24 protein-coding genes are annotated in these 22,832 nt (G+C 72.6%); 14 read left to right on the top strand and 10 right to left on the bottom strand.

All coding sequences use genetic code 11. From position 1 onward, the window contains the following. The first annotated feature begins 19 nt into the window (after positions 1-19). Genes L1857_RS07250 through L1857_RS07230 form a run of 5 tightly spaced genes read left to right on the top strand, consistent with a single transcriptional unit; the run spans position 20 to position 3,968 of the window. Positions 20-766, top strand: a complete 747-nt coding sequence (locus L1857_RS07250) for a GNAT family N-acetyltransferase (RefSeq protein WP_116110932.1) — start codon at positions 20-22, stop codon at positions 764-766. Continuing rightward, positions 763-1,758, top strand: a complete 996-nt coding sequence (gene cofD / locus L1857_RS07245) for a 2-phospho-L-lactate transferase (protein WP_094006939.1) — start codon at positions 763-765, stop codon at positions 1,756-1,758. Before L1857_RS07250 ends, cofD begins: the two co-directional genes overlap by 4 nt. Then, positions 1,751-3,082 carry a coenzyme F420-0:L-glutamate ligase gene (locus tag L1857_RS07240; RefSeq protein WP_162831070.1) on the top strand — a complete coding sequence of 444 codons (1,332 nt, stop codon included), beginning with the start codon at positions 1,751-1,753 and terminating at the stop codon, positions 3,080-3,082. Before cofD ends, L1857_RS07240 begins: the two co-directional genes overlap by 8 nt. Further along, positions 3,079-3,609 carry an NUDIX domain-containing protein gene (locus L1857_RS07235; RefSeq protein ID WP_116110934.1) on the top strand — a complete coding sequence of 177 codons (531 nt, stop codon included), beginning with the start codon at positions 3,079-3,081 and terminating at the stop codon, positions 3,607-3,609. Before L1857_RS07240 ends, L1857_RS07235 begins: the two co-directional genes overlap by 4 nt. Beyond that, positions 3,606-3,968, top strand: coding sequence for a GntR family transcriptional regulator (locus L1857_RS07230; RefSeq protein WP_094006896.1), 363 nt, complete (start codon positions 3,606-3,608; stop codon positions 3,966-3,968). Before L1857_RS07235 ends, L1857_RS07230 begins: the two co-directional genes overlap by 4 nt. A gap of 150 nt (positions 3,969-4,118) precedes the next feature. Here the strand turns inward: L1857_RS07230 and L1857_RS07225 are convergent, their stop codons facing one another. Both L1857_RS07225 and manB read right to left on the bottom strand, forming a co-directional pair. Further along, entirely contained in the window at positions 4,119-5,015 is an 897-nt protein-coding gene (locus L1857_RS07225) for a DNA-3-methyladenine glycosylase family protein (protein ID WP_094006897.1), read from the bottom strand. Then, positions 5,015-6,094 carry a mannose-1-phosphate guanylyltransferase gene (gene manB / locus L1857_RS07220; protein ID WP_116110936.1) on the bottom strand — a complete coding sequence of 360 codons (1,080 nt, stop codon included), beginning with the start codon at positions 6,092-6,094 and terminating at the stop codon, positions 5,015-5,017. The genes L1857_RS07225 and manB overlap by 1 nt, the downstream gene beginning before the upstream one ends. Before the next feature lie 143 nt (positions 6,095-6,237). Here manB and L1857_RS07215 point away from each other — a divergent pair, with 143 nt between their 5' ends. Then, positions 6,238-6,579, top strand: a complete 342-nt coding sequence (locus L1857_RS07215) for a hypothetical protein (RefSeq protein WP_198958294.1) — start codon at positions 6,238-6,240, stop codon at positions 6,577-6,579. 7 nt (positions 6,580-6,586) lie between these two features. Here L1857_RS07215 and L1857_RS07210 read toward each other — a convergent pair whose 3' ends face one another. Further along, the gene (locus L1857_RS07210) at positions 6,587-7,459 is read right to left on the bottom strand and encodes a glycosyltransferase family 2 protein (RefSeq protein ID WP_094006900.1); all 873 of its coding nucleotides are present in this window, start codon (positions 7,457-7,459) and stop codon (positions 6,587-6,589) included. A 107-nt stretch (positions 7,460-7,566) separates the two neighbouring features. Between L1857_RS07210 and L1857_RS07205 the strand changes: the two genes are divergently transcribed. Beyond that, on the top strand, positions 7,567-8,100 hold the full coding sequence (locus tag L1857_RS07205; RefSeq protein WP_116110937.1) for a hypothetical protein: 534 nt from the start codon (positions 7,567-7,569) through the stop codon (positions 8,098-8,100). A 113-nt stretch (positions 8,101-8,213) separates the two neighbouring features. Here L1857_RS07205 and L1857_RS07200 read toward each other — a convergent pair whose 3' ends face one another. Together L1857_RS07200 and L1857_RS07195 are read right to left on the bottom strand one after the other, a co-directional pair. Further along, positions 8,214-9,362 carry a glycosyltransferase family 4 protein gene (locus L1857_RS07200; RefSeq protein WP_094006902.1) on the bottom strand — a complete coding sequence of 383 codons (1,149 nt, stop codon included), beginning with the start codon at positions 9,360-9,362 and terminating at the stop codon, positions 8,214-8,216. Between the two features lie 42 nt (positions 9,363-9,404). Beyond that, positions 9,405-10,454 carry a glycosyltransferase family 4 protein gene (locus L1857_RS07195; protein ID WP_094006903.1) on the bottom strand — a complete coding sequence of 350 codons (1,050 nt, stop codon included), beginning with the start codon at positions 10,452-10,454 and terminating at the stop codon, positions 9,405-9,407. A gap of 18 nt (positions 10,455-10,472) precedes the next feature. On the opposite strand from L1857_RS07195, the gene L1857_RS07190 reads away from it, so the two are divergent. The 3 genes from L1857_RS07190 to L1857_RS07180 are packed head-to-tail and all read left to right on the top strand — an operon-like array spanning position 10,473 to position 14,997. Continuing rightward, entirely contained in the window at positions 10,473-11,378 is a 906-nt protein-coding gene (locus tag L1857_RS07190) for a glycosyltransferase family 2 protein (protein ID WP_094006904.1), read from the top strand. 36 nt (positions 11,379-11,414) lie between these two features. After that, on the top strand, positions 11,415-13,919 hold the full coding sequence (locus L1857_RS07185) for a glycosyltransferase (RefSeq protein ID WP_116110939.1): 2,505 nt from the start codon (positions 11,415-11,417) through the stop codon (positions 13,917-13,919). Further along, a complete protein-coding gene (locus L1857_RS07180) occupies positions 13,912-14,997 on the top strand; it encodes a glycosyltransferase family 4 protein (RefSeq protein ID WP_116110967.1) in 1,086 nt (361 codons plus the stop codon). The genes L1857_RS07185 and L1857_RS07180 overlap by 8 nt, the downstream gene beginning before the upstream one ends. Before the next feature lie 116 nt (positions 14,998-15,113). Here the strand turns inward: L1857_RS07180 and L1857_RS07175 are convergent, their stop codons facing one another. Next, positions 15,114-15,854 (bottom strand): SDR family oxidoreductase, encoded by a 741-nt coding sequence (locus tag L1857_RS07175; protein ID WP_116110940.1) that lies wholly within the window; start codon positions 15,852-15,854, stop codon positions 15,114-15,116. 77 nt (positions 15,855-15,931) lie between these two features. Here L1857_RS07175 and L1857_RS07170 point away from each other — a divergent pair, with 77 nt between their 5' ends. Next, positions 15,932-16,474 carry a TetR/AcrR family transcriptional regulator gene (locus L1857_RS07170; protein ID WP_094006908.1) on the top strand — a complete coding sequence of 181 codons (543 nt, stop codon included), beginning with the start codon at positions 15,932-15,934 and terminating at the stop codon, positions 16,472-16,474. Here L1857_RS07170 and rfbD read toward each other — a convergent pair. Both rfbD and rfbB read right to left on the bottom strand, forming a co-directional pair. Then, positions 16,446-17,345, bottom strand: a complete 900-nt coding sequence (rfbD, locus tag L1857_RS07165; RefSeq protein ID WP_198958299.1) for a dTDP-4-dehydrorhamnose reductase — start codon at positions 17,343-17,345, stop codon at positions 16,446-16,448. The genes L1857_RS07170 and rfbD overlap by 29 nt on opposite strands. A 2-nt stretch (positions 17,346-17,347) precedes the next feature. Next, entirely contained in the window at positions 17,348-18,340 is a 993-nt protein-coding gene (rfbB, locus tag L1857_RS07160) for a dTDP-glucose 4,6-dehydratase (protein WP_116110941.1), read from the bottom strand. Between the two features lie 107 nt (positions 18,341-18,447). Between rfbB and L1857_RS07155 the strand changes: the two genes are divergently transcribed. Genes L1857_RS07155 through L1857_RS07145 form a run of 3 tightly spaced genes read left to right on the top strand, consistent with a single transcriptional unit; the run spans position 18,448 to position 21,724 of the window. Further along, positions 18,448-19,752, top strand: a complete 1,305-nt coding sequence (locus L1857_RS07155; RefSeq protein WP_116110942.1) for an LCP family protein — start codon at positions 18,448-18,450, stop codon at positions 19,750-19,752. A gap of 52 nt (positions 19,753-19,804) precedes the next feature. Beyond that, on the top strand, positions 19,805-21,016 hold the full coding sequence (locus L1857_RS07150; RefSeq protein WP_249464683.1) for an LCP family protein: 1,212 nt from the start codon (positions 19,805-19,807) through the stop codon (positions 21,014-21,016). Positions 21,017-21,025: 9 nt separating this feature from the next. Continuing rightward, positions 21,026-21,724, top strand: a complete 699-nt coding sequence (locus L1857_RS07145; RefSeq protein WP_094006940.1) for a TIGR03089 family protein — start codon at positions 21,026-21,028, stop codon at positions 21,722-21,724. On the opposite strand, the gene L1857_RS07140 is transcribed toward L1857_RS07145, so the two are convergent. Continuing rightward, complete coding sequence (locus L1857_RS07140; protein WP_094006913.1) at positions 21,721-22,146, bottom strand: DoxX family protein; 426 nt, start codon at positions 22,144-22,146, stop codon at positions 21,721-21,723. The genes L1857_RS07145 and L1857_RS07140 overlap by 4 nt on opposite strands. A 121-nt stretch (positions 22,147-22,267) precedes the next feature. After that, on the bottom strand, positions 22,268-22,807 hold the full coding sequence (locus L1857_RS07135; RefSeq protein ID WP_162831071.1) for a DUF3558 domain-containing protein: 540 nt from the start codon (positions 22,805-22,807) through the stop codon (positions 22,268-22,270). Positions 22,808-22,832: the final 25 nt, after the last annotated feature.

Below are 22,832 nucleotides of genomic sequence, written 5' to 3'. Positions count from 1 at the left end.
CGGCGAGCACAATGGGGGCGTGGACTCCTCCGAGACGCTCGAACTGCGCTGCGCCGACGCGTGGCCGGCGGTAACCGTGGACAAGATCGGTGACTGGCGGCTTCGCGCCGCCGGCGGCTTCACCGGGCGCGCCAACAGCGCATTGGCCGTCGGTGACCCGGGGATGCCGATCGGCAGCGCACTGGCGGCTGTTTGTGACTTCGCCCACGCCCACGCGATCCCGCCGGTCGTGCACGTGGTCGCCGGCAGCGCGAACGAGCGCGCGATCGAGGCCGCGGGCTGGGTGCCGAACACCGGTCACGCCGCCGGGCACCTGGTGTCCGTGCTCACCGGCCCGCTCGGCGAAGGCGCCGAAGAGGTGCCCGTCCTCCCCGAGCCGACCGACGGCTGGTGGGAGCTGACCGTCGGACGGCCCGATCCGACCGACGCCGAGCGGCACGTGCTCACCACCGGCGAGATCGGCTACGCGGTCGCCGAAGTGATGGGAGTCACAGCCGGCGCGGTGCGCGCGGCGGTGGCCGACGACGTCCTGCACATCGCCCGGCTGGCGGTCCGGCCGGACTACCGTCGCCGCGGCCTGGCCTCGGCGTTGATGGCCGCGTGCGGTCCGTGGGCGGCCGAGCGCGGCGCGACGCGGACCGTGCTCCAGGTCGCCGTGGACAACGCGGGAGCGCTCGCGTTCTACGAGCGGCTCGGGTTCACCGAGCACCACAGGTACCGGTACTGGGTTCCGGGCCCCCGGGCGTGCGAGGATCGCTCGCTGTGAAGGTTGTCGTAGTTGTCGGCGGGGTGGGCGGCGCCCGCTTCCTGCTCGGAGTGAAAGCCGCGCTGGGTCTGCCCCCGATCGGCCCTGGGGACTCGACGCACGAGATCACGGCGGTGGTCAACACCGGTGACGACGTGTGGATGCACGGTCTGCGGATCAGCCCGGACCTGGACACCTGCATGTACACGCTCGGCGGTGGCATCGACACCGAGCGCGGCTGGGGGCACCAGGGCGAGACCTGGGTGGTCAAGGAGGAGCTGGCGGCCTACGGCGCCGAGCCGACGTGGTTCGGGCTCGGCGACAAGGACATCGCCACCCACCTGATCCGCACGCGGATGCTGCGCGCGGGCTACCCGCTGTCCGCGGTCACCGAGGCGCTGTGCGACCGGTGGCAACCCGGTGTGCGGCTGCTGCCGATGACCGACGACCGGGTCGAAACCCACGTCGTCATCGACGACCCGGAGGACCCGGGCAACCGCAAGGCGATCCACTTCCAGGAGTGGTGGGTGCGCTACCGCGCCGAGCCGCAGGCGCATTCGATCGTGCCGGTCGGGGTCGAGGAGGCCAAGCCGGGGCCGGGTGTGCTGGACGCCATCGCCGAGGCCGACGCGGTCCTGTTGGCACCGTCCAATCCGGTCGTCTCGGTCGGCACCGTGCTGGCCGTGCCGGGCGTGACGGAGGCGCTGCGCAAGACCGAGGCCGGGGTGGTCGGGGTGTCGCCGATCATCAGCGGCAAGCCGGTGCGCGGCATGGCCGACGCGTGCCTGAGCGCGATCGGGGTGGAGACGTCGGCCGAGGCCGTCGGCATCCACTACGGGTCGCGGCAGACCTCGGAGGACGGCCTGCTCGACGGCTGGCTGGTCGCCGAGGGCGAGACCGTGCACGTGCCGGGCGTCGCGGTGCGGGCGGTGCCGCTGCTGATGTCCGATGTGGACGCCACCGCGGCGATGGCGCGTGCCGCGCTCGAACTCGCGGGAGCCGAAGTTGAGTGACCATTCCGCCGCGCGGCTGGACATCCTGCCGGTCGAGGGCCTGCCCGAGTTCCGGCCGGGCGACGACCTGACCGGCGCGATCGCGACCGCCGCGCCCTGGCTGCGCTCCGGTGACGTCCTGGTGGTCACCAGCAAGGTCGTGTCGAAGATCGAGGGCCGGCTGGTGCGCGTGCCCAGCGACCCGGAAGCCCGCGACGCGGCGCGGCGCGAGCTGGTCGAGCAGGAGTCGGTGCGGGTGCTGGCCCGCTTCAACCGGACCCTGATCACGCAGAACCGGATCGGCGTCGTGCAGGCGGCGTCCGGTGTGGACGCGTCCAATGTGGCCGGTGACGAGATCGCGCTGCTGCCCGCCGATCCGGACGCCTCGGCGCTGGCGCTGCGCAACGGGTTGCGCGAGCGGCTGGGCGTCGAGATCGCGGTGGTCATCACCGACACGATGGGCCGGGCCTGGCGGGTCGGGCAGACCGACAACGCCATCGGGGCCAGCGGGCTGCGCGTGCTGCACTCCTACGAGGGCGAGGTCGACGCGCAGGGCAACGAGCTGCAGGTCACCGAGATCGCGGTGGCCGACGAGATCGCGGCGGCCGCGGACCTGGTGAAGGGCAAGCTGACCGCGACGCCGGTCGCGGTGGTGCGCGGGCTGGAGATCACCGACGACGGCTCGGACGCGCGGAAGCTGGTGCGGCCGTCGGAGGAGGACATGTTCTCCCTCGGCACGCGCGAGGCGATCGCGCAGGGCCGTCGCGAGGCGGTGCTGGTACGCCGGTCGGTGCGCTCGTTCACCGACGAGCCGGTCGATCCGGACGCGCTGCGCCGCGCGATCGGCGCCGGGTTGACCGCGCCCGCGCCGCACCACACGCGGCCGGTGCGGTTCGTGTGGCTGCGCGACCGCGGGCTGCGGACGAAGCTGCTGGAGGCGATGCGCGAGGCGTGGCGGGCCGACCTGGCCGGCGACGCGTTCACCGAGGAGCAGATCGCCCGGCGCGTGGCGCGCGGGGACATCCTGTTCGAGGCGCCCGAGGTGGTGATCCCGTTCCTGGTGCCCGACGGCGCGCACACCTATCCGGACGAGCGGCGCAACGCGTGCGAACGGACGATGTTCACCGTCGCCGGGGGCGCCGCCGTGCAGGGGCTGCTGGTGGCGCTGGCGGCGGAGGACCTCGGATCGTGCTGGATCGGGTCGACGATCTTCGCCGCCGACGTGGTGCGTGAGGTGCTGGGGCTGGAGCCGTCGTGGCAGCCGCTGGGCGCGGTGGCGATCGGGCACCCGGCCACGGCTGCCCAGCCGCGCGAGCCGGTGACCGACGGGCTGGTCGAGCTGTGAGCCTGCACACCGACGTGGTGGAGACGCTGGAGAAGTGGCAGCCGGGCACGGCCGGGCAGGAGGCGCTGCAGCACGCGTTCCTGGGGTTCCTCGCCGCGCGGGAGGACGCGTGCCGCCGGTCGTGCGCGGCCGGGCACATCACCGCGTCGGCCGTGGTGCTGGACGCCTCGCGGTCGCACGTGCTGCTGACGCTGCACCCGCGCGTCGGGCGGTGGTTGCAGCTGGGCGGGCACTGCGAGGATTCGGACGCGTCGCTGGCGGCCGCCGCGTTGCGGGAGGCGTCGGAGGAGTCCGGGATGAGCGGGCTGACGATCTCGGCGGAGCCGGTGCACCTGGACGTGCACCCGATCACGTGTTCGCTGGGGGTGCCGACGCGGCACTTCGACGTGCGGTTCGTGGTGACCGCGCCGGCCGGTTCGGAGCCGGTGCGCAGCGACGAGTCGGACGACCTGCGGTGGTGGCCGCTGACCGCGCTGCCGCCCGGTTCGGAGGACCTGACCGAGCTGATCGCGGCGGCGTGCGAATGATCGTGTCGGTCGACCCGTCCTCGGCGGTGCCGCCGTACGAGCAGGTGCGGTCCGGGCTGGCGCGGCAGATCAACTCCGGCGCGCTCGCCGTGGGCACGAAGCTGCCGACGGTGCGCGGGCTGGCGGAGGAGCTGGGCATCGCGCCGAACACGATCGCCCGCGCCTACCGGGAGCTGGAGGAGGCGGGACTCATCGAAACGCGCGGCCGGGCGGGTTCGTTCGTGGCCGCCGCGGGGGACGAGTCGCTGGCGCGGGCGCGCGAGGCGGCCGAGACGTACGCCGCGGTGACGCGAGCTTTGGGCTTGTCCGGCGAGGAGGCGCTGAAGATCGCCCGCGCCGCGCTGCACATCACGCGGTAACGCAGAACTCACGCCCCGGAACGCAGAACTCGCAAGCAGGAACGTGGGACTCGCACCACGCGCGAGTCCCACGCTCACGCACGCGAGTCCCACGCTCGGGGGCGCGAGTTCTGCGTTCGAGCGCGCGAGTCCCACGCTCGGGGGCGTGTGTCACATCGCGCGGTAGTCGCGTGGCGAGAACCTGGGGCCGAAGCGTGGGCGCGAGAACCCGGCCGCCTCCAGGTACCGCACCGCGCGCTGCCGGTGTGGCGCGTAGGGCGCCAGCACCTCCGCCAGGCCCTCGTCGTCCAGGGGCTCGCCGAGCAGGGCGTACCCGACCACCGCCGGGATGTGGAAGTCGCCGAAGCTGACTGCGTCCGGATCGCCCCAGGCGCGCTGCGCGACCTCCGACGCGGTCCACACCCCGATGCCCGGCACCTTGCGCAGCCACGCGCGCCCCTCCGCACCGCGCAGCTCCACCGCCTTCTCCAGCCGATGCGCGACCTGCGCCGCGAAGATCAACGCCTTCCGCCTGCTGTGGTCCACGCCCGCGCGGTGCCAGGTCCAGTCCGGAATGGACATGATCGCCTCCGGCGTCGGCGGCACCCGCATCCCCGCCGGGGCCGGGCCCGGAGCCGGCTCGCCGAACCACCGGCACAGCTCCCGCCACGACCGGCGCGCCTCGTAACCGGTGACCTTCTGCTCCAGCACCGCCGGGACCAGCACGTCCCACACCCGCCCGGTCGCGCCGAGGCGCAGCCCCGGCATGCGGCGCCGCACCTCGGCGATCCGGTCGTGGTGCGAGACGAACTCGCTGTCGTCGTCCTCGGCGCCGACCAGCGCGGGCACGCCGTCGAGCAGCCGGTCCGCCCCCGGGCCCCACGCCGCGGCCTCGATCTCGCCGTCGGCGAACCGGCGCAGCACCAGCGTTCCCGGCCCGTCGGCGGTGTTGCCGGTGAGCCACGTCCGGCCGTGCTCGTCCGCCCGCAGGCACGGATCGCCCTTGCCCCGGCGCAGCGGCCGGAGGACCGCGTCGAGGTCGAGGGTGAACGGCGGGCGGTACCGCATCAGGCGTCGCTGGAGAACCGGATCGAACCGTCGGGCAGGGTCACGTCCGGCCACACCCGGGCGCCGTCGAGCAGCTCGCACCCGGCGCCGACGACCGCGCCGTCGCCGAGGACGACGCCCTTGAGCACCGCCCCCTTGCCGACGCGCGCGCCCACGCCCAGCACGGAGTTCTCCACAACGGCATTCTCCGCCACGGACACCCGGTCGAACAGCACCGACCCGCCGATCCGCGCCCCGGACGCGACGTGCGCCCCGGCGCCGATGGTCGAGCCGCCGGTGACGGTCGCGTCCGCGGCGACGTCCGCGCCCTCCAGGACCAGGGCCTCGCCGGCCGGGCCGGGCAGCGCCGAGGTGGGGGCCAGGCCGCGCACCAGGTCCGCGCTGCCGCGCACGAACGCCTCCGGGGTGCCGACGTCGAGCCAGTAGGAGGCGTCGACGAACCCGTGCAGGTGCGCGCCGCCCGCCAGCAGGCCGGGGAACGTCTCGCGCTCGACCGACACGCGGCGGCCGGCCGGGATCGACTCCAGCACCGGGCGGCGGAACACGTAGCAGCCGGCGTTGATCTGGTCGGTCGGCGGGTTCGGGGTCTTCTCCAGGAACGCGGTGACCCGCCCGTCGGCGTCGGTGGGCACCGAGCCGAAGCGGCTCGGGTCCTCGACGCGCTGCAGGTGGAGGGTGACGTCCGCGCTCGTGTCGAGATGGGTCTGGACCAGTGCCCGCAGGTCTGCGCCGGAGAGGATGTCCCCGTTGAAGATGACCGCGTGGTCGGCGCGCAGGTGGCCGGCCACGTTGCGGATGGCGCCGCCGGTGTCCAGCGGCTCGTCCTCGACGACGTACTCGACTTCCAGCCCCAGCGACGCGCCGTCGCCGAAGTGCTCCTCGAACACCTCGGCGCGGTAGGACGTGCCGAGCACCACGTGCCGGATCCCCGCGGCGCGGATGCGGGACAGCAGGTGGGTCAGGAACGGCACGCCCGCGGTGGGCAGCATCGGTTTCGGGGCGGACAGGGTCAACGGCCGCAGGCGGGTTCCCTTACCGCCCACGAGCACCACGGCATCGACATCAAGCTCCGATGTCACCTCGAAATCCTTCCCGTTATCACGCACCGGTGGGCGACAAGCCGCGGGAAACAATGACGGCGACGGCCCGGAGGGCCTACCCTAGACAGCACACGGAGGGCCCCGTTCGGAGAGGGCCCACGTCGAGTCGGGAGGCCTAGGGGATGGACCCCCGCGATCGAGCGGATGCTCTGCTGGCCAGGGCACAGTCCCGGGGTGCGTTCGTCGTGACGCCGGACGCCGCGACCTCGCCGATGGACGCTTCGACCACGCAGCAGATCCCCCGAGACGTGGTCGACGAGATCGACGCGGACGACCCGGACACGACGGCCGTGGTGCCGGCGTCGGTGATCGAGTCGGTGCAGGGCAGCCTGCCGGACTCGAAACCGGACACGCGGGTCGACCTGCGGCCGGTACAGCCGGAGGAGGAGGTCGACGGCCTGGTGCCGACGACCAAGACGCAGACCGGGAACTCCGATTTCGCGCGGCGGCTGGAAGGCCTGTAGGGCCGGGTTACCTGCCGCGCGTCTCGAACTTCAGGCGCACCTTCAGACCCAGCTTCACCGCGGCCAGCACCGGCTTCCAAGCGAGGCCCTGGTGGCGGTCGGCGAGGTAGCGGTAAGCGCTCTCGTGGTGGGCGGCCAGCATCTTCTTCGGCGCGCGGGACGTGGCCTTGCCACCGATGTGCGTGACCGCGGCGGAGGGCACGTACACGTTGTGCCAGCCGGCGCGGCCGATGCGGTCGCCGAGATCGACGTCCTCGAAGTACATGAAGTAGCGGGTGTCGAAGCCGCCGACCGAGTCCCAGGCCGCGCGGCGGATGAGCTGGCACGAGCCGGACAGCCAGCCGGAGGTGCGTTCGCTCGGGGCGGCGTGTTCCTGGCGGTAGGCGCGGGTCCACGGGTTGGCGGGCCAGATCTTGCCGAAGACGGCGTGGCCGACGCCGCGGCCGAGCGAGGGCAGCAGGCGGGCGGAGGGGTAGACGGTGCCGTCGGGGTCGCGGATGAGCGGGCCGAAGGCGCCGCCGCGGGGCCAGCGCTGGGCGGCTTCCAGGAGGGTGTCCAGCGAGCCGGGTTCCCATTCGAGGTCGGGGTTGGCGATGACGATCCAGCCGTAGCGCTCGTCGAGGGTCGCCACGCCGCGGTTGGCGCCGCCGCCGTAGCCGAGGTTCTCGCCGATGCGCAGGACGTGCGTGTTCGTGCGCTGCTCGGCCCGGTCGAGGGCGTCGTCGGTCGAGTCGTTGTCGGCGACGACCACGTGGACGTCGCGGGTGGTCGCCTTTTCGAGGCTGTCGAGGAAGCGGTCGAGGTCCTCACCGGGGAAGTACGTCACGACAACCACGGCGACCCCGTCGCCGTAACGGCTCGGCTCGGTCACGCGGGCCATTGTGCCCCCACTACGCAACGCAACAAGGCAGGCACCCCACGATCACGAACCGCGGCGGTCCGCTACCGCACGGAGTGACACGACTACACCCCGGCAGAATTGCGGGAATGTCGGTCCACGCCTTCATCGACGAGTCCGCCCGTGCGGGCACCTATCTGCTGTGCGTCACGCTCGTCGAGCCTGCCCACCTCGCGACTACGCGCCGGGCGTTGGCGAGGCTTCTGCTGCCTGGCGCCCGCGAGCTGCACTTCTGCAAGGAGAAGCCTCCGCGCCGGAGACAGCTGGCGGACCGGATCGCAGCCCTGCCCGTCTCGTCTCGCGTCTACTTCGGCAGATGCGATCGCAAGGAAGAAGAACGCACGCGGCAGCAATGCCTGAAGCAGATTGTGAACGACCTGCTGGAGCTACGAGCGCATCGAGTGGTGCTGGACAGCCGCGACTCGCGGGATGTGCATGACCGTTCAACGCTGCAGCGCTCGCTGGGTTCGCATCCGTCGAAGACGGAGCTGACCTACGAGCACCTCGACTCCGCCGTCGAGCCCCTGTTGTGGATCTCGGACGCCGTTGGCTGGTGCTACGGCGCCGGCGGGGACTGGCGGCGCCGGACGATCCCGGTCCTGCAGGATGTGATCGAGCTCTGAACAGCGCAAAGCCCGCGAGACGACCGTCCGGACGCGTCGCGGGCTCACTTCTCGGCCCCACCGGGGCCTCGCATCAACGACTATACCCCATCCGGCCGAACACCGTCCAACGGCTATTGCTCCCGCTTGTGCAGGTGCCACGCCTTGGCGTACGCCTCGCGGTGTTTCTCCGCGCTCGTGGCCCACGAGAACTCCTTCGCGCGCCTCTGGGCGGCCGAGGCGAGGAACGCGCGCCGTGCGGGGTCGTCCAGTAGCTCGCCCAGCGCGACGGCCACGTCGCCCGGGCCGACGCCGCAGTACGCGACCGCGTCGCCGCCCACCTCCGGTAGCGACAGGCGCCGCGTGGTCAGCACGCACGCCCCGCAGGCCATCGCCTCCAGGACCGGCAGCCCGAAGCCCTCCCCGAGGCTCGGGTAGGCCACCAGCTCCGCCCCGCCCAGGAACCCCGCCAGCGAACCGAACGGCAGGTACCCGGCCCGGATCACCCGCAACCGCAACGGCGCCGCCGCCAGCGCCTTCTCCACCTGCGTGTCCCAGCCCGGCTGCCCGGCCAGCACCAGCGCCGGCGGGTCGGGCCGGTGCTCCACCGCCTTCACGAAACCCCGGATCAGCGCCGGCACGTTCTTCCTCGGCTCCAGCGCCCCCAGGAACGCCACGTACGGCATCCGCTCCAGCCCGATCGCCGCCCGCGCGGCCCGCACCTCGTCCGGCGTCGGCGGGTGGAACCGCTCGACGTCCACCCCGTGCTCGATGATCGCCGGCTGCCGCCGCACCCGCGCCACCCGCGCCAGCTCCGACGCCGTCGCCTTCGACGGCACCACGCACAACGTCGCCCGCTGCAGCGCCGTCCGCGTCCAGCCGCGGAAGAACCGCGCCTTCACCGACGAGTGCAGCACCGCGTCGGTGAAGAACGTCGCGTCGTGCAACGTCACCACCGACGCCGACGGCCCCGCCAGCGGCATCGTGTAGTGCGGCGAGTGCACCACGTCCACACCCAGCCGCCGCGCCAGCGACGGCAGCGTCGTCTGCTCCCAGATCAGCCGCGCGGTGCGCGTCGCGGTGGACTGGACCGCCGGGACGACCCGCGAGTGCGGCGCGAGCCGGTCGAAGAGCCGGAAGTCCCGCGGCTGGCAGACCACGGTGATGCGCGCGCCGTCGTCGTCCAGGGCCGCCACCAGCGAGTCCACGTAGCGACCGACCCCGCCCCGGTCCGCAGGCACGGCCGTGGCATCGATCAGGACGCTGGGTTCGCCTCTTCCCACTCGTGCAGGGTACGGCTGATGAGGATCGCCGTGGTCGGGAACTCACGAAGTGGTGCGGTCGTGCACGACCCAGACGGCCCGCGCCGCACCCGCCCAGGAGAACGCCGCGGCCCGCGCCCGTCCACGACGTGCCAGGTCAGCCGCGCGTTCCGGGCTGGTCAGCACGTCGGTCAACGCCGCCGCCAGCGCCGCCGCGTCCCCGCGCGGGAACGCCACGCCCGCTCCCCCGGCGACCTCGACCAGCGCTGGAGCGTCCGAGTGCACCACCGGCACCCCGGCCGCCATCGCCTCCAGCACCGGCAATCCGAAGCCCTCCGCGACGCTCGGCGCGGCCAGCACGGACGCCCGCCGCAGCACCGCCGCCAGCGCCACGTCGGTCAACCGGCCCAGAACCCGCACGTCGGCCCGGTTTCCGGCCATCGCGACGGGGTCCAGACCACCCCAGCCCGGCTGACCGGCGAGCACCAGCGGCACCCCGACCCGCTCCATCGCCCGCACCAGGACGTCGATCCCCTTGCGCGGCTCGATGGTCCCGACCGCCAGCACATAGCGGTCCGGCACGTCCACCTCGGGCAGGTCGTCGCGGGTGAACACCTCCGCCACCCCGTGCCCGGCCACGGTCACCGGCACCGCCACGGGCACCCGCGTGCGGAGGTCGTCGGCCACCGCCCGCGTCGGCACGACGAGTCCCGAAGCACGCCGGGCCGCCCGCGCGATCATCGCCCGGTGCCAGCGCACCCCCCGTGGCGTCAGCGTTTCCGGATGGGTCCACGGCACGGTGTCGTGCACGGTGACCGACAACGTCCGCCCGCGCGGCACCCGCGCCGGGGCCAGCGGGGTCGGCGCGTGCACCGCGTCCCCGCCCGGCCAGTACGGCAGCCCGGCCTGCCACGCCGCGACGAGCGCCCGCGGCGGCAACGGCAGCATCCGCGCACCGGGCAGCCTCTCGGCGTGCCGCGCGGTGACGCTCGACACCGTCCACCCCGGCGGCGCGGTCTCGGCCAGCGCGCGCAGCAGCTCGGCGGTGTAGCGGCCCGTCCCGCCGGGCACGGGCGCGAGCAGCTGCTCGGCGATGACCACGAGTTCCGGCACGGCCCGTATTCTTCCGGTGTGCCGATCCGCAGCACCGTCGTGGTGGTCACCTGGCGCGGTGCCGCGCACATCACCGCCTGCCTGGACGCCCTCGCCGCCCAGACGCGCCCCCACCGGCTGCTCGTGATCGACAACGCCTCCGACGACGGCACCGCCCGCCTGCTGGCCACGCACCCGTCCGCGCCGGAGGTCCGCCGGCTGCCCCGCAACGCCGGGTACGCCGGCGCCACCGCCCACGCGATGTCCGAAGTGGACACCGAGTTCACGGTGTGGCTCAACGACGACGCGGCCCCCGCCCCGGACTGGCTCGCCGAACTGGAGGACCACGTCGGCGACGCCGCGGCCGCCGCGTCCCGCCTCGAACACGCCGACGGCCGGGTCCAGTCCCTCGGCGTGAACCTCACCCCGGACGGCCACGGCTACGACACCACGGAGACCCCGGCGTTCGCCTTCTGCGGCGGCGCCGCGCTGATCCGCACCCGCACGCTCCGTGACGTGGGCGGGGTGCCGTCGAGCTTCTTCTGCTACTACGAGGACACCGACACCGCGTGGCGCCTGCGGCTCGCCGGCCACGACATCGTGACGGTCCCCACGGCACGTGTCACGCACCGCCACGGCGCCAGCACGCACCCGGGATCCGCGAGGTTCCACCGGTGGAACGAACGCAACCGGCTGCTCACTCTCCTGCGCTGCGCCCCGGCCACGATCGCCGCTCGCGAGCTGGCCCGGTTCGCCGCGATCACCGCCCTGCTGCCGCTGAAGCGGAACGTGCCGGAGGCGCCCAATTTCCGCCTCGGCCTGCGGTGCCGCGTCCTGGGCGAAGTGATCCTCCGGCTGCCCGGCGCGCTGGCCGCGCGGAAGTCGATCACGCGCCGCTCGACGGTCCGCCGAGGCGCGGTCTGGGCGGCCTGGACCTCCCGATAGTCTCTGCCGGACACACGCGAGTACGGAGGTCGGGCGTTGGTCCAGGGGGACACACCACTGCCGCTGGTCTCGGTGATCTTGGTGAACTACCGGGGTGCGGCGCACACGATCGCCTGCCTGCGCGCCCTGCGCGAGGACCTCGACTACCCGAACCTCGAGGTGCTGGTCGTCGACAACGCCTCGGGCGGTGACGACGTCGCGCGCATCAAGGCCGCGGCGGGCGACGCGCGGGTGATCGAGTCGGACACCAACACCGGCTTCGCGGGCGGGTGCAACCTCGGCGCCCGGCACGCCCAGGGCAGCGTGCTCGCGTTCCTCAACAACGACGCCCGCCCGGACGCGGCGTGGGCGAAGGCGGCGGTCGAGGTGCTGCGCGCCGAACCGACCGTCGCCGCCGTGGCCAGCAAGGTCCTGGACTGGGACGGCACCGGCGTGGACTTCGTGGACGCGGGCCTGACCTGGTTCGGCATGGGCTACAAGCGGCACGCGGGCGGACCGCTGGCCGACGTCGCGCCCGGCGAGCACGACGTCGCCAAGGACGTGCTGTTCGCCACCGGTTCGGCGATGTTCGTGCGGGCCGACGTGTTCCGCGCGCTCGGCGGGTTCGACGAGCGCTTCTTCATGTTCTACGAGGACGTCGACCTGGGCTGGCGGCTCAACCTGCGGGGCTGGCGCGTGCGGTACGTGCCGGAGTCGATCGCCTACCACCGCCACCACGGCACGATGTCCGAAGTGGACGCCCCGGACACCGGCCGCGAGACCTTCCTGTTGGAGCGCAACGCTCTGGCCGCCCTCTACAAGAACCTCTCCGACGAGACGCTGGCGAAGGTGCTGCCCGCCGCGCTGGCGCTGGCCGTGCGCCGCGCCACCGCCCGCGGCGAGCTGGACCCGACGCAGCTGGACCTCGCCAAGGCCGGTCCGGTCGAGACCGCGCCGGTGCCGATCCCGCGCACCACGCTGGCCGGGGTGCTGGCCATCGACCAGTTCGTCGAACTGCTGCCGTCGCTGGCCGAGTCGCGCGCCGCCGAGCAGGCCACGCGCGTGCGCACCGACGCCGACCTGATCCCGCTCATGCGCAAGGCCCTGGAGCCGGCCTATCCCCTGCCGCGCTACCTCGCCGCGCACGACGTGCTCGCCGAGGTCTTCGGCATCGAGGCCGTGTTCGGGCAGCGCCGCAAGGTCCTGGTGATCACCGGCGACGCGATCACCGACCGCATGGCGGGCCCGGCGATCCGCGCCTGGAACATCGCCACGGTCCTGTCCGCCGAGCACGACGTGCGCCTGGTCACGGTCAACCCGCTGGCCGCGCCGCCGCCCGCGCCGTTCCCCGTCAGCGCGGCGAAGAAGCGGGACCTGACCGAGCCGGTCGCGTGGGCGGACATCGTGATCCTGCAGGGTCACGTGCTGGAGATGGCGCCCGCGCTGAAGGCCCAGGACTCGAACAAGATCGTGGTCTGCGACCTGTACGACCCGATGCACCTGGAGCTGCTGGAACAGGGCAAGAGCGCGCCGGACGACCGCCGCGCCGCCGATCTGGCCGGGGTGACGCGGGTGCTGGACGCGCAGCTGCTGCGCGGTGACTTCTTCCTGTGCGCGTCGGAGCGGCAGCGGTTGTTCTGGCTGGGCCACCTGGCCGCGCTGGGGCGCCTGTCGCCGCGGCTGTACGACGCCGACCCGACCACGCAGTCGCTGCTGTCGGTCGTCCCGTTCGGCCTGTCGCCGGAGCCGCCGGTGCGGACCGGCCCGGGCCTGCGGTCGACGCTGGGCATCGACGGCAGCGACCGGGTCGTGCTGTGGGCGGGTGGGGTCTACAGCTGGTTCGACCCGCTGACGCTGGTGCACGCGATCGACCGGCTGCGGCAGCGACGGCCTGACGTGAAGCTGGTGTTCCTCGGGATGAAGCATCCGAACCCCGAGGTCGCCGAGATGGACATCGGCGCGCGCACGATCCACCTGGCCGACCGGCTCGGGCTGACCGACAAGCACGTGTACTTCAACGAGCAGTGGGTGCCCTTCGGCGAGCGACAGAACTGGCTGCTCGACGCGAACTGCGGGGTGACGACGCACTACGAGCACGTCGAGACCACGTTCGCGTTCCGCACGCGGGTGCTGGACTACCTGTGGGCCGGCCTGCCGATCGTGACCACGGACGGTGACGCGTTCGCCGACCTGGTGCGCGACGAGAAGCTGGGTGTCGTGGTGCCGGCCGAGGACGTGGACGCACTGGCCGACGCGCTGGAGCGGGTGCTGTACGACGAGGACTTCGCCGCCGGGTGCCGCGCGCGGATCGAGGTCGTCGCGCAGCGGTTCGCGTGGCCGACCGCGCTGGCGCCGCTGGTGGAGTTCTGCCGCAACCCGCGCCCGGCGGCCGACCGGCTGATCGGCGCGGCCCCGCTGACCGCGGAGGAGCCGGTGCGTGGCGCGGAGGCGGTGCGGCGGGATCTGGCCCTGGTCAAGGAGTACCTCGCCGACGGCGGCCCGAAGGAGCTGGCGCGGCGGGTCGCGGGCCGGGTGCGGAAGGTTGCCCGCCGTCGTGGCTGAGCGAGCGCTTCGGGTCCTGCTGGACGGCACGCCGCTGCTGGGTGACCGGACCGGCATCGGGCGCTACACGGCGTCCCTGGCCGAAGAGCTCGCCTCGATGTCCGATGTGGACATGCGTGCGGTGGCGTTCACGTTGCGTGGCTGGCGCCGGTTGCGGTACGTGCTGCCGCACGGCGCGCGGGCTCGCGGCATGCCGGTCGCCGCGCGGATGCTGCGCAAGGCGTGGCTGCGGTCGGCGTTCCCGCCGATCGAGCTGTTCGCCGGCCGGGCGGATGTGGTGCACGGGACCAACTTCGTGCTGCCTGGCGCGGTGCGGGCCGCGGGTGTGCTGACGATCCACGACCTGGCGTTCCTGGACGCGCCGGGCGAGCTGCCGCCGAGTGACCGGGAGCTGCCGGAGCTGGTCCGCCGCGGCGCCGCCCGCGCGGACGTGATCTGCACCCCGACGGCGGCGGTGGCGGACGCGGTGGCGACGCGGCTGGACGTGGACCGGGCGAAGGTCGTGGTGACGCCGCTGGGCGTGGACGCGGCGTGGTTCACCGGACGCCCACCGGACGAGCCGATGCGCGAGCGCCTGGGGTTGCCCGAGCGGTACCTGCTGTTCGTGGGCGCGGCGGGTCCGCGCAAGGGCCTGGACTGGTTGCTGAAGGCCCACGCCGCGGCGGAGGACCTGCCGCCCCTGGTGTTCTCCGGTCCGGGGCCCGCGCCGGGGAGCCCGCGGAGCCGGCGGCTGGGGTACCTGTCCGAGCGGGACCTGCACAACGTGATGGCGGGGGCGGCCGCGCTGGTGCTCCCGTCCCGGGACGAGGGGTTCGGCCTGCCCGTGCTGGAGGCGCTGGCCTCGGACGTGCCCGTGGTGTGCTCCGACATCCCCGCGCTGCGCGAGATTTCGGGCGGCTTCGCGCACCTGGCGCCCTACGGCGAGGTGGACGCCCTGATCGCCGCCCTGCGCGAGGCGGTCGCGGAACCCCCGCTGGCATCGAGGTCCATCGAGCGACGCGCCCACGCGGCGAGCTTCACGTGGCGCCGGACAGCGGAGACGACGCTGGCGGCCTACCGGCAAGCCACGCAGCGCTAGCGCGAGCCCCGAACACAACCCAGCGACCACCCACCCAAGGCGACGGGCGTGCCCTTGGTCATCCCGGAGCCTGCCTGTCCGGCGAGGACATCTTTTGATCTTTTCCCGACCGCGCGTCATCCCTGCCGGGCGGGCCGGATCACCAGCTCCCCGATCTCCACGTCGTCCGGCTGCTCGATCGCGAACGCGATGGCGCGTGCCACCGCCTCCGGGCTGATGCCGAGGTCCGCCATCGCCCGCTGGGCCGCCTCCCGCCGCGCCGGATCCTCGACGTGATCGACCAGCTCGGTCCGCACGTAGCCCGGCGAAACAGCGGTCGTCCGCACCACCCCGTCGGTCGACTCCTGCCGCAGTGCCTCCAGCACGGTACGCACCGCGTTCTTGGTCCCCGCGTACACAGCCTGGGTCGGCACGATCTTCAACCCCGACGTCGACACCGTGGTGACGAAATGCCCCCGCCCCTGACGGCGGAAAACCGGCATCGCGGCGGCGATCCCGTACAGGACACCCCGCAGGTTGACGTCGATCATCGCGTCCCAGTCGTCCACGTCCAGATCGGCCACCGGCGCGAGACGGGCGACGCCGGCATTGCTCACCAGCACGTCGAGCCGCCCGAACCGGTCCACCGCCAAGGCCACCAGCTCCGCCACACCCGCCCGCTCGGTGACATCGACCGCCAGCATCTCCGCCCGGCCACCCTCGCCCCGGATGCGCGCCACCAGCGCGTCGAGCCGATCACCTCGCCGGGCCCCCAGCACGATCGCCGCGCCCCGACCCGCCAGCTCCAGTGCCGTTGCCTCACCGATGCCGCTGCTGGCTCCGGTGATGGCGACGACCTTGCCGTCCACTCCGCTCACGACGGACCCTCCCCCTAAGCTGACAACTGTCCGTTTACTGTACCGGACAGTTGTCCGCTCAGCGAAGGAGGAGTGCCGTGCCCGCTCGCCGATCGGACGCCGCGGCCAACCGGGACCGCATCGTCGAGGCCGCGCGCGCCGAACTGGACACCTCCGACGACCTGAAGCTCCACGCGGTCGCCAAGGCCGCGGGCGTGGGCCAAGGCACCCTCTACCGGCACTTCCCGACCCGCGAGCACCTGCTCGCCGAGGTGTACCGGCACGAGATGACCCAGCTCGTCGACGCCGTCGCACCGCTGCTGGCCGAGCACCCCCCGCTCCGCGCGCTGACCGGCTGGCTGGAGCGGCTGCTCGGCTACGCGCGGGTCAAGCGCGGCGTGATGGCGGCGATCGAGGCCTCGGCGTGGCAGGACCTCTACACCGACCAGCACCACCGGCTGGACGAGGCGCTCGGGATGCTGCTGGAACGTGGGAAGGCCGCCGGCGAAGTGCGCGAAGAGGTCGACGCCGCGGACGTCATCCTGCTGCTGGGCGCGTTGTCCCGAGTCCCCGAAGCCGAGTGGGACGCGCGGGCCCACCGGATCGTGGCGGTCATCGTGGACGGTCTGCGTCCCCGTTGAGGTAGGCGTGCAGCGCCTCCCGCCAGGGCCGCAGCGGCGTGAGCCCGGCCCGCTGCCACGCCTCGTTGGACAGCACCGAGTACGGCGGCCGCGGCGCCGGCCGGGGGAACTCGGCCGTCGTGCACGGCTCCACCCGCTCCGGGTCCGCCCCCAGCTCCTCGAAGATCGCCCGCGCGAAGCCGTACCAGGTGGTCTCGCCGGCGTTGGTGCAGTGCAGCACCCGCCGCTGCGGCCCGTGCCCGCTCACCACGGCCCGGCCGAGCTCCAGCAGCCCCGCGGCCAGGTCGGCGGCCGACGTCGGCGAGCCGCGCTGATCGTCCACAACGGACAGCGTGTCCCGCTCGCCTTCCAGGCGGCGCATGGTTTCCACGAAGTTCGACCCGCCCGCGCCGTACACCCACGCCGTCCGCACGACCCACGCCCGCGCCCCGGACCCCAGCACGGCGTCCTCACCGGCCGCCTTGGTCCGGCCGTACGCGCTGCGCGGCCCCAGCGGGTCCTCCGGCTCGTACGGCCGCGACGCGTCACCGGGGAACACGTAATCGGTCGACACGTGGATCAGCGGCACCCGCCGCGACGAACAGGCCGCCGCCAGCACCCGGGCGCCGTCGGCGTTGATCCGGAACGCGCGCGGCTCGTCGGTCTCCGCCGCGTCCACCGCGGTGTACGCGGCGGCGTTGATCACCAGCGGGCTGCGCCCGGCCTCCGCGGCTTCGGCGGCCAGCGCGTTGACCGCGGCGATCACCGAACCGGCGCTGGTCAGGTCGACTTCGCCCGACGACGGCGCGACCACCTGGACCTCGGACGAGGCGAGCGCGGACAGGGCGCTGCCGAGCTGCCCCGTTCCGCCGGGCACGAGCACACTGAGCATCGTCACTTCCCCACCAGCGCGGCGCGCCGCTTCAGCGGCTCCCACCACGCGCGATTGTCGGCGTACCAGCGCACGGTATCCGCCAGACCCTCGTCGAAGGAAACCCTCGGCGCGTACCCGAGCTCGGTGCTGATCTTGGTGATGTCCACCGAGTACCGCCGGTCGTGCCCCTTGCGGTCGGCGACCCGCTCGACGCGCTCCCAGCCCACCCCGACCGCGGCCAGCAGTCGCTCGGTCAGCTCACGGTTGGTCAGCTCCGTGCCACCACCGATGTTGTAGATCTCCCCCGGACGGCCGCCGTCGGCCACCAGCTGGATGCCGTGGCAGTGGTCGTCCACGTGCAGCCAGTCACGAACGTTCAGCCCGTCGCCGTAGAGCGGGACTGTGAGCCCGTCCAACAAGTTGGTAACGAAAAGCGGGATGACCTTCTCCGGGAACTGGTACGGCCCGTAGTTGTTCGAGCACCGCGTCACGCACACGGGTAGTCCGTGCGTCCGGAAGTAGGACCGCGCGATCAGATCGGAGGACGCCTTCGACGCCGAGTACGGCGAATTCGGCTCCAGCACGTGGTCTTCCGACCACGATCCGCTCTCGATCGAGCCGTACACCTCGTCCGTCGAGACGTGCACGAACTTGCCCACCCCGGCGTCCAGCGCGGCCTGCAGCAGGGTCTGCGTGCCCAGCACGTTGGTCAGCACGAAGTCGGCGGAGCCGAGGATGGAGCGGTCCACATGCGACTCGGCGGCGAAGTGCACGACCAGGTCGACGCCCTGCACGACCCGGGCGACCACCTCCGCGTCGGTGATGTCGCCCCGCACGAACCGCAGCCGCGGCGAGTCCGCGACCGGCGCCAGGTTGGCCTCGTTGCCGGCGTAGGTGAGCTTGTCGAGCACCACCACCTCGGCGTCGGCGAGCGCCGGGTAGGCCCCCGAGATCGCCTGCCGGACGTAGTGCGAGCCGATGAAACCCGCGCCCCCGGTCACCAGGACCCGCATCGCCTGCTCCTCCTCAAGATCGTCATGGACCAGCCCACGGCCGCTTCACTCACCCGAACAGTAATCTGGTGGCATTCACCCGGGTCGGGGGCTGGGAGGGAGCGAGTGTGACCGACGGGCTTACCACCCGCCTGGAGGCCGCGGACGAGGTCACGTGGCCCGCGCGGCCCATCCCGTCTCCCAGACGACGGCGCCACCGCATCGCCGTCATCGTCCGGCGCGGCGGCAAGCTCGTCGTCGCGCTCGTGTCGGTCGCGGTGCTCACCATCACCTGGTACGGCTGGCAGTTCATCGGCGACCCCAACTCCGGCCTGTCCACCACCCAGGTGTTCGACGAGGAACTGCACGCGGTGCCGCTCGACGGCGCGATCGACATCCTGCTGGTCGGCATGGACAGCCGCACCGACGCGCAGGGCAACCCGCTGCCCCGCGAGGTGCTGGACATGCTGCACGCCGGCGAGTCCGACGGCGAGAAGCAGACCGACACCATGATCCTCGTGCACATCCCGCAGGACGGGCGCCGCGCGGTGGCGATCTCGTTCCCCCGCGACTCGTGGGTCGAGCTGGCCGGCGGCTTCGGCAAGCACAAGCTCAACGGCGCGTTCGTCTACGCCTACAACGACAAGTTCAAGGAACTCCAGCAGCAGGGCGTCGACCTGGAAACCGCCGACGAGCAGGCCAAGGTCACCGGCCGGAAGAACCTGATCGCCACGCTGGAGACGTTCATCGGCAAGCCCGGCATGATCGACCGATACGCCGAGGTCAACCTGGCGAGCTTCTACGAGGTGACGCGGGCCCTCGGCGGCGTCGAGGTGTGCCTCAAGGCGCCGGTGCGGGAGCGCAAGTCCGGGGTCGACCTGCCCGCCGGGCGGCAGACGGTCGAGGGCGTGCAGGCCCTGGCGTTCGTGCGGCAGCGCTACGACCTGCCGGGCGGCGACCTCGACCGCATCGCGCGGCAGCAGGCGTTCCTGTCCGGGCTGGCCCGCAAGATGCTGTCCCGGGACGTGCTGGCCAACCCCGGCAAGCTCTCCGACGTCATCACCGCCGTCAAGAAGTCCGTGGTGCTCTCCGACAACTGGGACCTGCCCGAGTTCGCCGCCCAGATGCGCGGGCTCAACGGCGGCAACATCGAGTTCCGCACCATCCCGGTGATCGGCAACGCCACCATCGGCGGCGCGGACGTCGTGCGCGTCGACCCGCAGGCCGTGCACGCGTTCGTCGACCAGCTCACCTCCGACTCGGGCGCGCCGGCGTCGAGTTCGGCCACCCCCACGTCGCCGGCCCGGACGTCGTCCAGCGCGCCACCCACCTCGAGCCGGCGGCCCGCGACGACGACGAGCACCCCGGTGGTGACCTCCTCCTCCCCCGCGCCGCCGCCCATCACCGCGGGCGACGTGCCCTGTGTGAACTGACGCCCGGTGCCTTAACCTGGTTCCAGGGGATGACGAGGGGGGAGACACGGGGATGGACGACGAGCCGAAACCGACGCCCTACCCGCGGTCGACGGCCCCCGCCGAGGAGCCGCCGGCCGAGGAAGCGCCGCGCCGCCGTCGTCACCCGTTCCGCGCGACCGGGAAGGCGGTGGTCGCGCTGGTGTCGGTGGTCGCGCTGGCCGCCACCGGGTACGCCTGGGCGACCTACCACGAGGTGCAGGGCAACGTGCACACCACGGATGCCCTCGACCTGCCCGAGGACAAGCCGGCGCCGCCTGCCGACGACGGGGGCGACGACATCCTGCTGGTCGGCGCGGACGCCCGCACGGACATGCAGGGCAACGCGCTGCCGCTGCAGGTGCTCAAGACGCTGCGCACCGAGCAGACCAGCGGGGTGAACACCGACACGATCATCGTCGTGCGGATTCCGAAGAACGGTGCGAAACCGTTCGCGGTGTCGATCCCGCGGGACACCTGGATCGACGTGCCGCGCGGCGGACAGGGCAAGATCAACTCGGTGTACGGCCTCGCCAAGCAGGCGAAGGCCGACGAGCTGCGGGGCCGGGGCAAGCGGGATTCGGCCGAGGTCGAGCGCGACTCCGACCAGGCCGGGCGGCAGGCGCTGGTGCAGGCGGTGCAGGACTTCACGCAGGTGCGGATCGACCACTACGCCGAGGTCAACCTGCTCGGGTTCTACCTGATCACCGAGGCCCTCGGCGGGGTCGAGGTGTGCCTGAACCACGCGACCGAGGACAAGGACTCCGGCGCCGACTTCCGAGCCGGGGTGCAGACCGTGTCCGGCGGCGAGGCGCTGTCGTTCGTGCGGCAGCGGAAGAACCTGCCGCGCGGGGACCTGGACCGGATCGTGCGGCAGCAGGCGTTCCTGTCCTCGGCGCTGCACCAGGTGCTGTCGGCCGGGGTGCTGGCGAACCCGGGCACGCTCGGCGACCTGACCGACGCGCTGCACCGGTCGCTGGTGCTCGACCCGGACTTCGACCTGCTGCAGTTCGCGGACAAGGCGAAGGGGCTGGCGTCCGGGGACGTCACGTTCACGACGATCCCGGTGATCACGATCAACGGCCGCAGCCCGGACGGGGAGCAGAGCATCGTGGAGGTCGACCCGGTGGCGGTGCGGCAGTTCTTCGCCGGGCTGGCCGGGCGGAGCCCCGGTTCGGGCGGCGGGGCGGCTCCGGGTGGCGCGGTGGTGCAGGCGGTGCCGGCGGGGGTCACCTGCGTCAACTAGGTTGATGTGGTGTCCCTGACCGATGCGTTGTTCCGTCCCCTGCTGGCCCAGCCGGGGAAGCCGCTGATCACCCACTACGACGACGCCGCGGGCACCCGGGTGGAGCTGTCGGTGGCGACGACCGCGAACTGGGCCGCGAAGACGGCGAACTGGCTGGTCGAGGAGTTCGACGTGGAGCCGGGCGATCCGGTGGCGGTGGTGCTGCCCGCGCACTGGCAGACGGCCGGGGTGCTGCTCGGGGCGTGGTGGTGCGGGGCGGAGGTGGTCGCTTCGCCGTCGGGTGCCCGGGTGGCGTTCGTCGCGCCCGGCGGTTCCGGCGAGGGCGCCGAGTCCACGGCGGTCGTGGCGCTGGACCCGATGGGGCGGGGGCTGACCGCACCGGTTGCGGGCGCGCTGGACTACCTCAACGAAGCACGCGCCTACGGCGACGACTTCAGCCCGATGATCCCCATCTCCGGCGACACCCCGGCGCTCGCTGGTTCCACTGTGGACGAAGTGCTGTCGGAAGCCCGTGGCCGGGCGGAAAAGCTCGGTTCCGGCGCACGGGTGCTGTCCACTGTGGAGTGGGCCGTGCCGGAGGGTGTGCTGGAGGGCCTGCTGACCCCGTTGTCAGCCGGCGCCCACCTGGTGCAGATCTCGAACCCGGACCCGGCGAAGCTGGACGACCGCCGAGCCGCCGAACGGACGACGGTCGACCTGCTCGCCTAGGCGGTCTGCAGTTCGGCCTTGCGTGCCCGCCGGCCGAGGAGCAGGTGGTCCAGCGAGAGGCGCCCACCGTTGAACCCGAGCGCGAGGGCCGCGGCGCCGAGGACGAGCACGAGTTCGTAGCCGCCCTGGCCGGTGAGGCCCGCGTCGAGGTGGACCCAGAAGATCGCGCCGACCATGTCCACGGCGAACAGCACACCCAGCACGGGCAGCGCGGCGCCCAGGATGAACGCGGCCGCGCCGATCGTTTCGAGGACGATGACGAAGAGGGCGGACAGGGTCGGCAGTGGTACGCCGATGCCGCTCATCATGGTGGTGACACCGTCCAGGCCGGTGTCCCATTTCTGCAGGCCGTGCGCGAGGAAGACCACACCCACCGCGACCCGGCCGACGAGCGCCGCCACGTCCTTGACTCGGTCGTACATCCCTGCTCCCCGTTCTTGTTGAAGTTTCAACTAGCGGCACCGACGGTACCGGAGCGAGGTGAGCGGGTGGTGAAATAACCACATTTTGGACATGAACAGGTGAGCAGGGCCACAGGCGTGGTCACTGCTTCGGCAGGAGGGGCTCCAGCTCGGCAGCCAACTCCCGCGCGGCGTCACAGGCGCGCGCACGCTGTTCCGCACGCAGCATCGTCGCGGTCGCCACGGCGCGCCCATGCGCACCGACCTTCAGCGCGAAGTCACACATACCCTGCCCCGCGCCGAACGGCTCCCCTTGGCGCGCTTCCCGGCCGTTGACGGTCGCCGGAGCGCTACCGGGTACTTGCCTTGAGTACTCCGAAAGCCCCTGAACGGGATCAAGCGCAAGGGAATACGTCCCGTAATCAGGCTTGGAAGCATGGCATTCGTTGCGCGCGGTCTTCCGCTCGCCGGGCGCGAATCCCTCACCTTCGAGCAACTGACCGAGGACGGTGCACGCGTCCATGTCGGCCAACGCTTCCTCGGGGGACCTGGCGGAAGGCGAGGCAGAGACTTCTTCGGCGGGCGATGGCATCCCGGCAACAGTTTCGGAACATCCGGCCATCGCCAGGAGGACGGCACCAGAACCGGCAAGAAGGCAGATGTACCGCGACAGACGAGTCACTCGACACTCATTCCTTGAATCGCCG

The sequence above is a fragment of the Amycolatopsis thermalba genome (assembly GCF_023376025.1).
Lineage (GTDB): Bacteria > Actinomycetota > Actinomycetes > Mycobacteriales > Pseudonocardiaceae > Amycolatopsis_E > Amycolatopsis_E thermalba.
The sequence above is the reverse complement of the archived record's forward strand: the minus strand, read 5'-3'. Positions and strand labels throughout refer to the sequence as shown.

What these genes read in the sequence shown, in the direction of transcription:
- L1857_RS07230 (WP_094006896.1), top strand. Translation starts at nt 3,606, where the DNA reads ATGATCGTGTCGGTCGACCCGTCCTCGGCGGTGCCGCCGTACGAGCAG.
- L1857_RS07225 (WP_094006897.1), bottom strand. Translation starts at nt 5,015, where the DNA reads ATGCGGTACCGCCCGCCGTTCACCCTCGACCTCGACGCGGTCCTCCGG.
- L1857_RS07215 (WP_198958294.1), top strand. Translation starts at nt 6,238, where the DNA reads ATGGACCCCCGCGATCGAGCGGATGCTCTGCTGGCCAGGGCACAGTCC.
- L1857_RS07210 (WP_094006900.1), bottom strand. Translation starts at nt 7,459, where the DNA reads ATGGCCCGCGTGACCGAGCCGAGCCGTTACGGCGACGGGGTCGCCGTG.
- L1857_RS07205 (WP_116110937.1), top strand. Translation starts at nt 7,567, where the DNA reads ATGTCGGTCCACGCCTTCATCGACGAGTCCGCCCGTGCGGGCACCTAT.
- rfbD (WP_198958299.1), bottom strand. Translation starts at nt 17,345, where the DNA reads ATGCTCAGTGTGCTCGTGCCCGGCGGAACGGGGCAGCTCGGCAGCGCC.
- rfbB (WP_116110941.1), bottom strand. Translation starts at nt 18,340, where the DNA reads ATGCGGGTCCTGGTGACCGGGGGCGCGGGTTTCATCGGCTCGCACTAC.
- L1857_RS07150 (WP_249464683.1), top strand. Translation starts at nt 19,805, where the DNA reads ATGGACGACGAGCCGAAACCGACGCCCTACCCGCGGTCGACGGCCCCC.
- L1857_RS07140 (WP_094006913.1), bottom strand. Translation starts at nt 22,146, where the DNA reads ATGTACGACCGAGTCAAGGACGTGGCGGCGCTCGTCGGCCGGGTCGCG.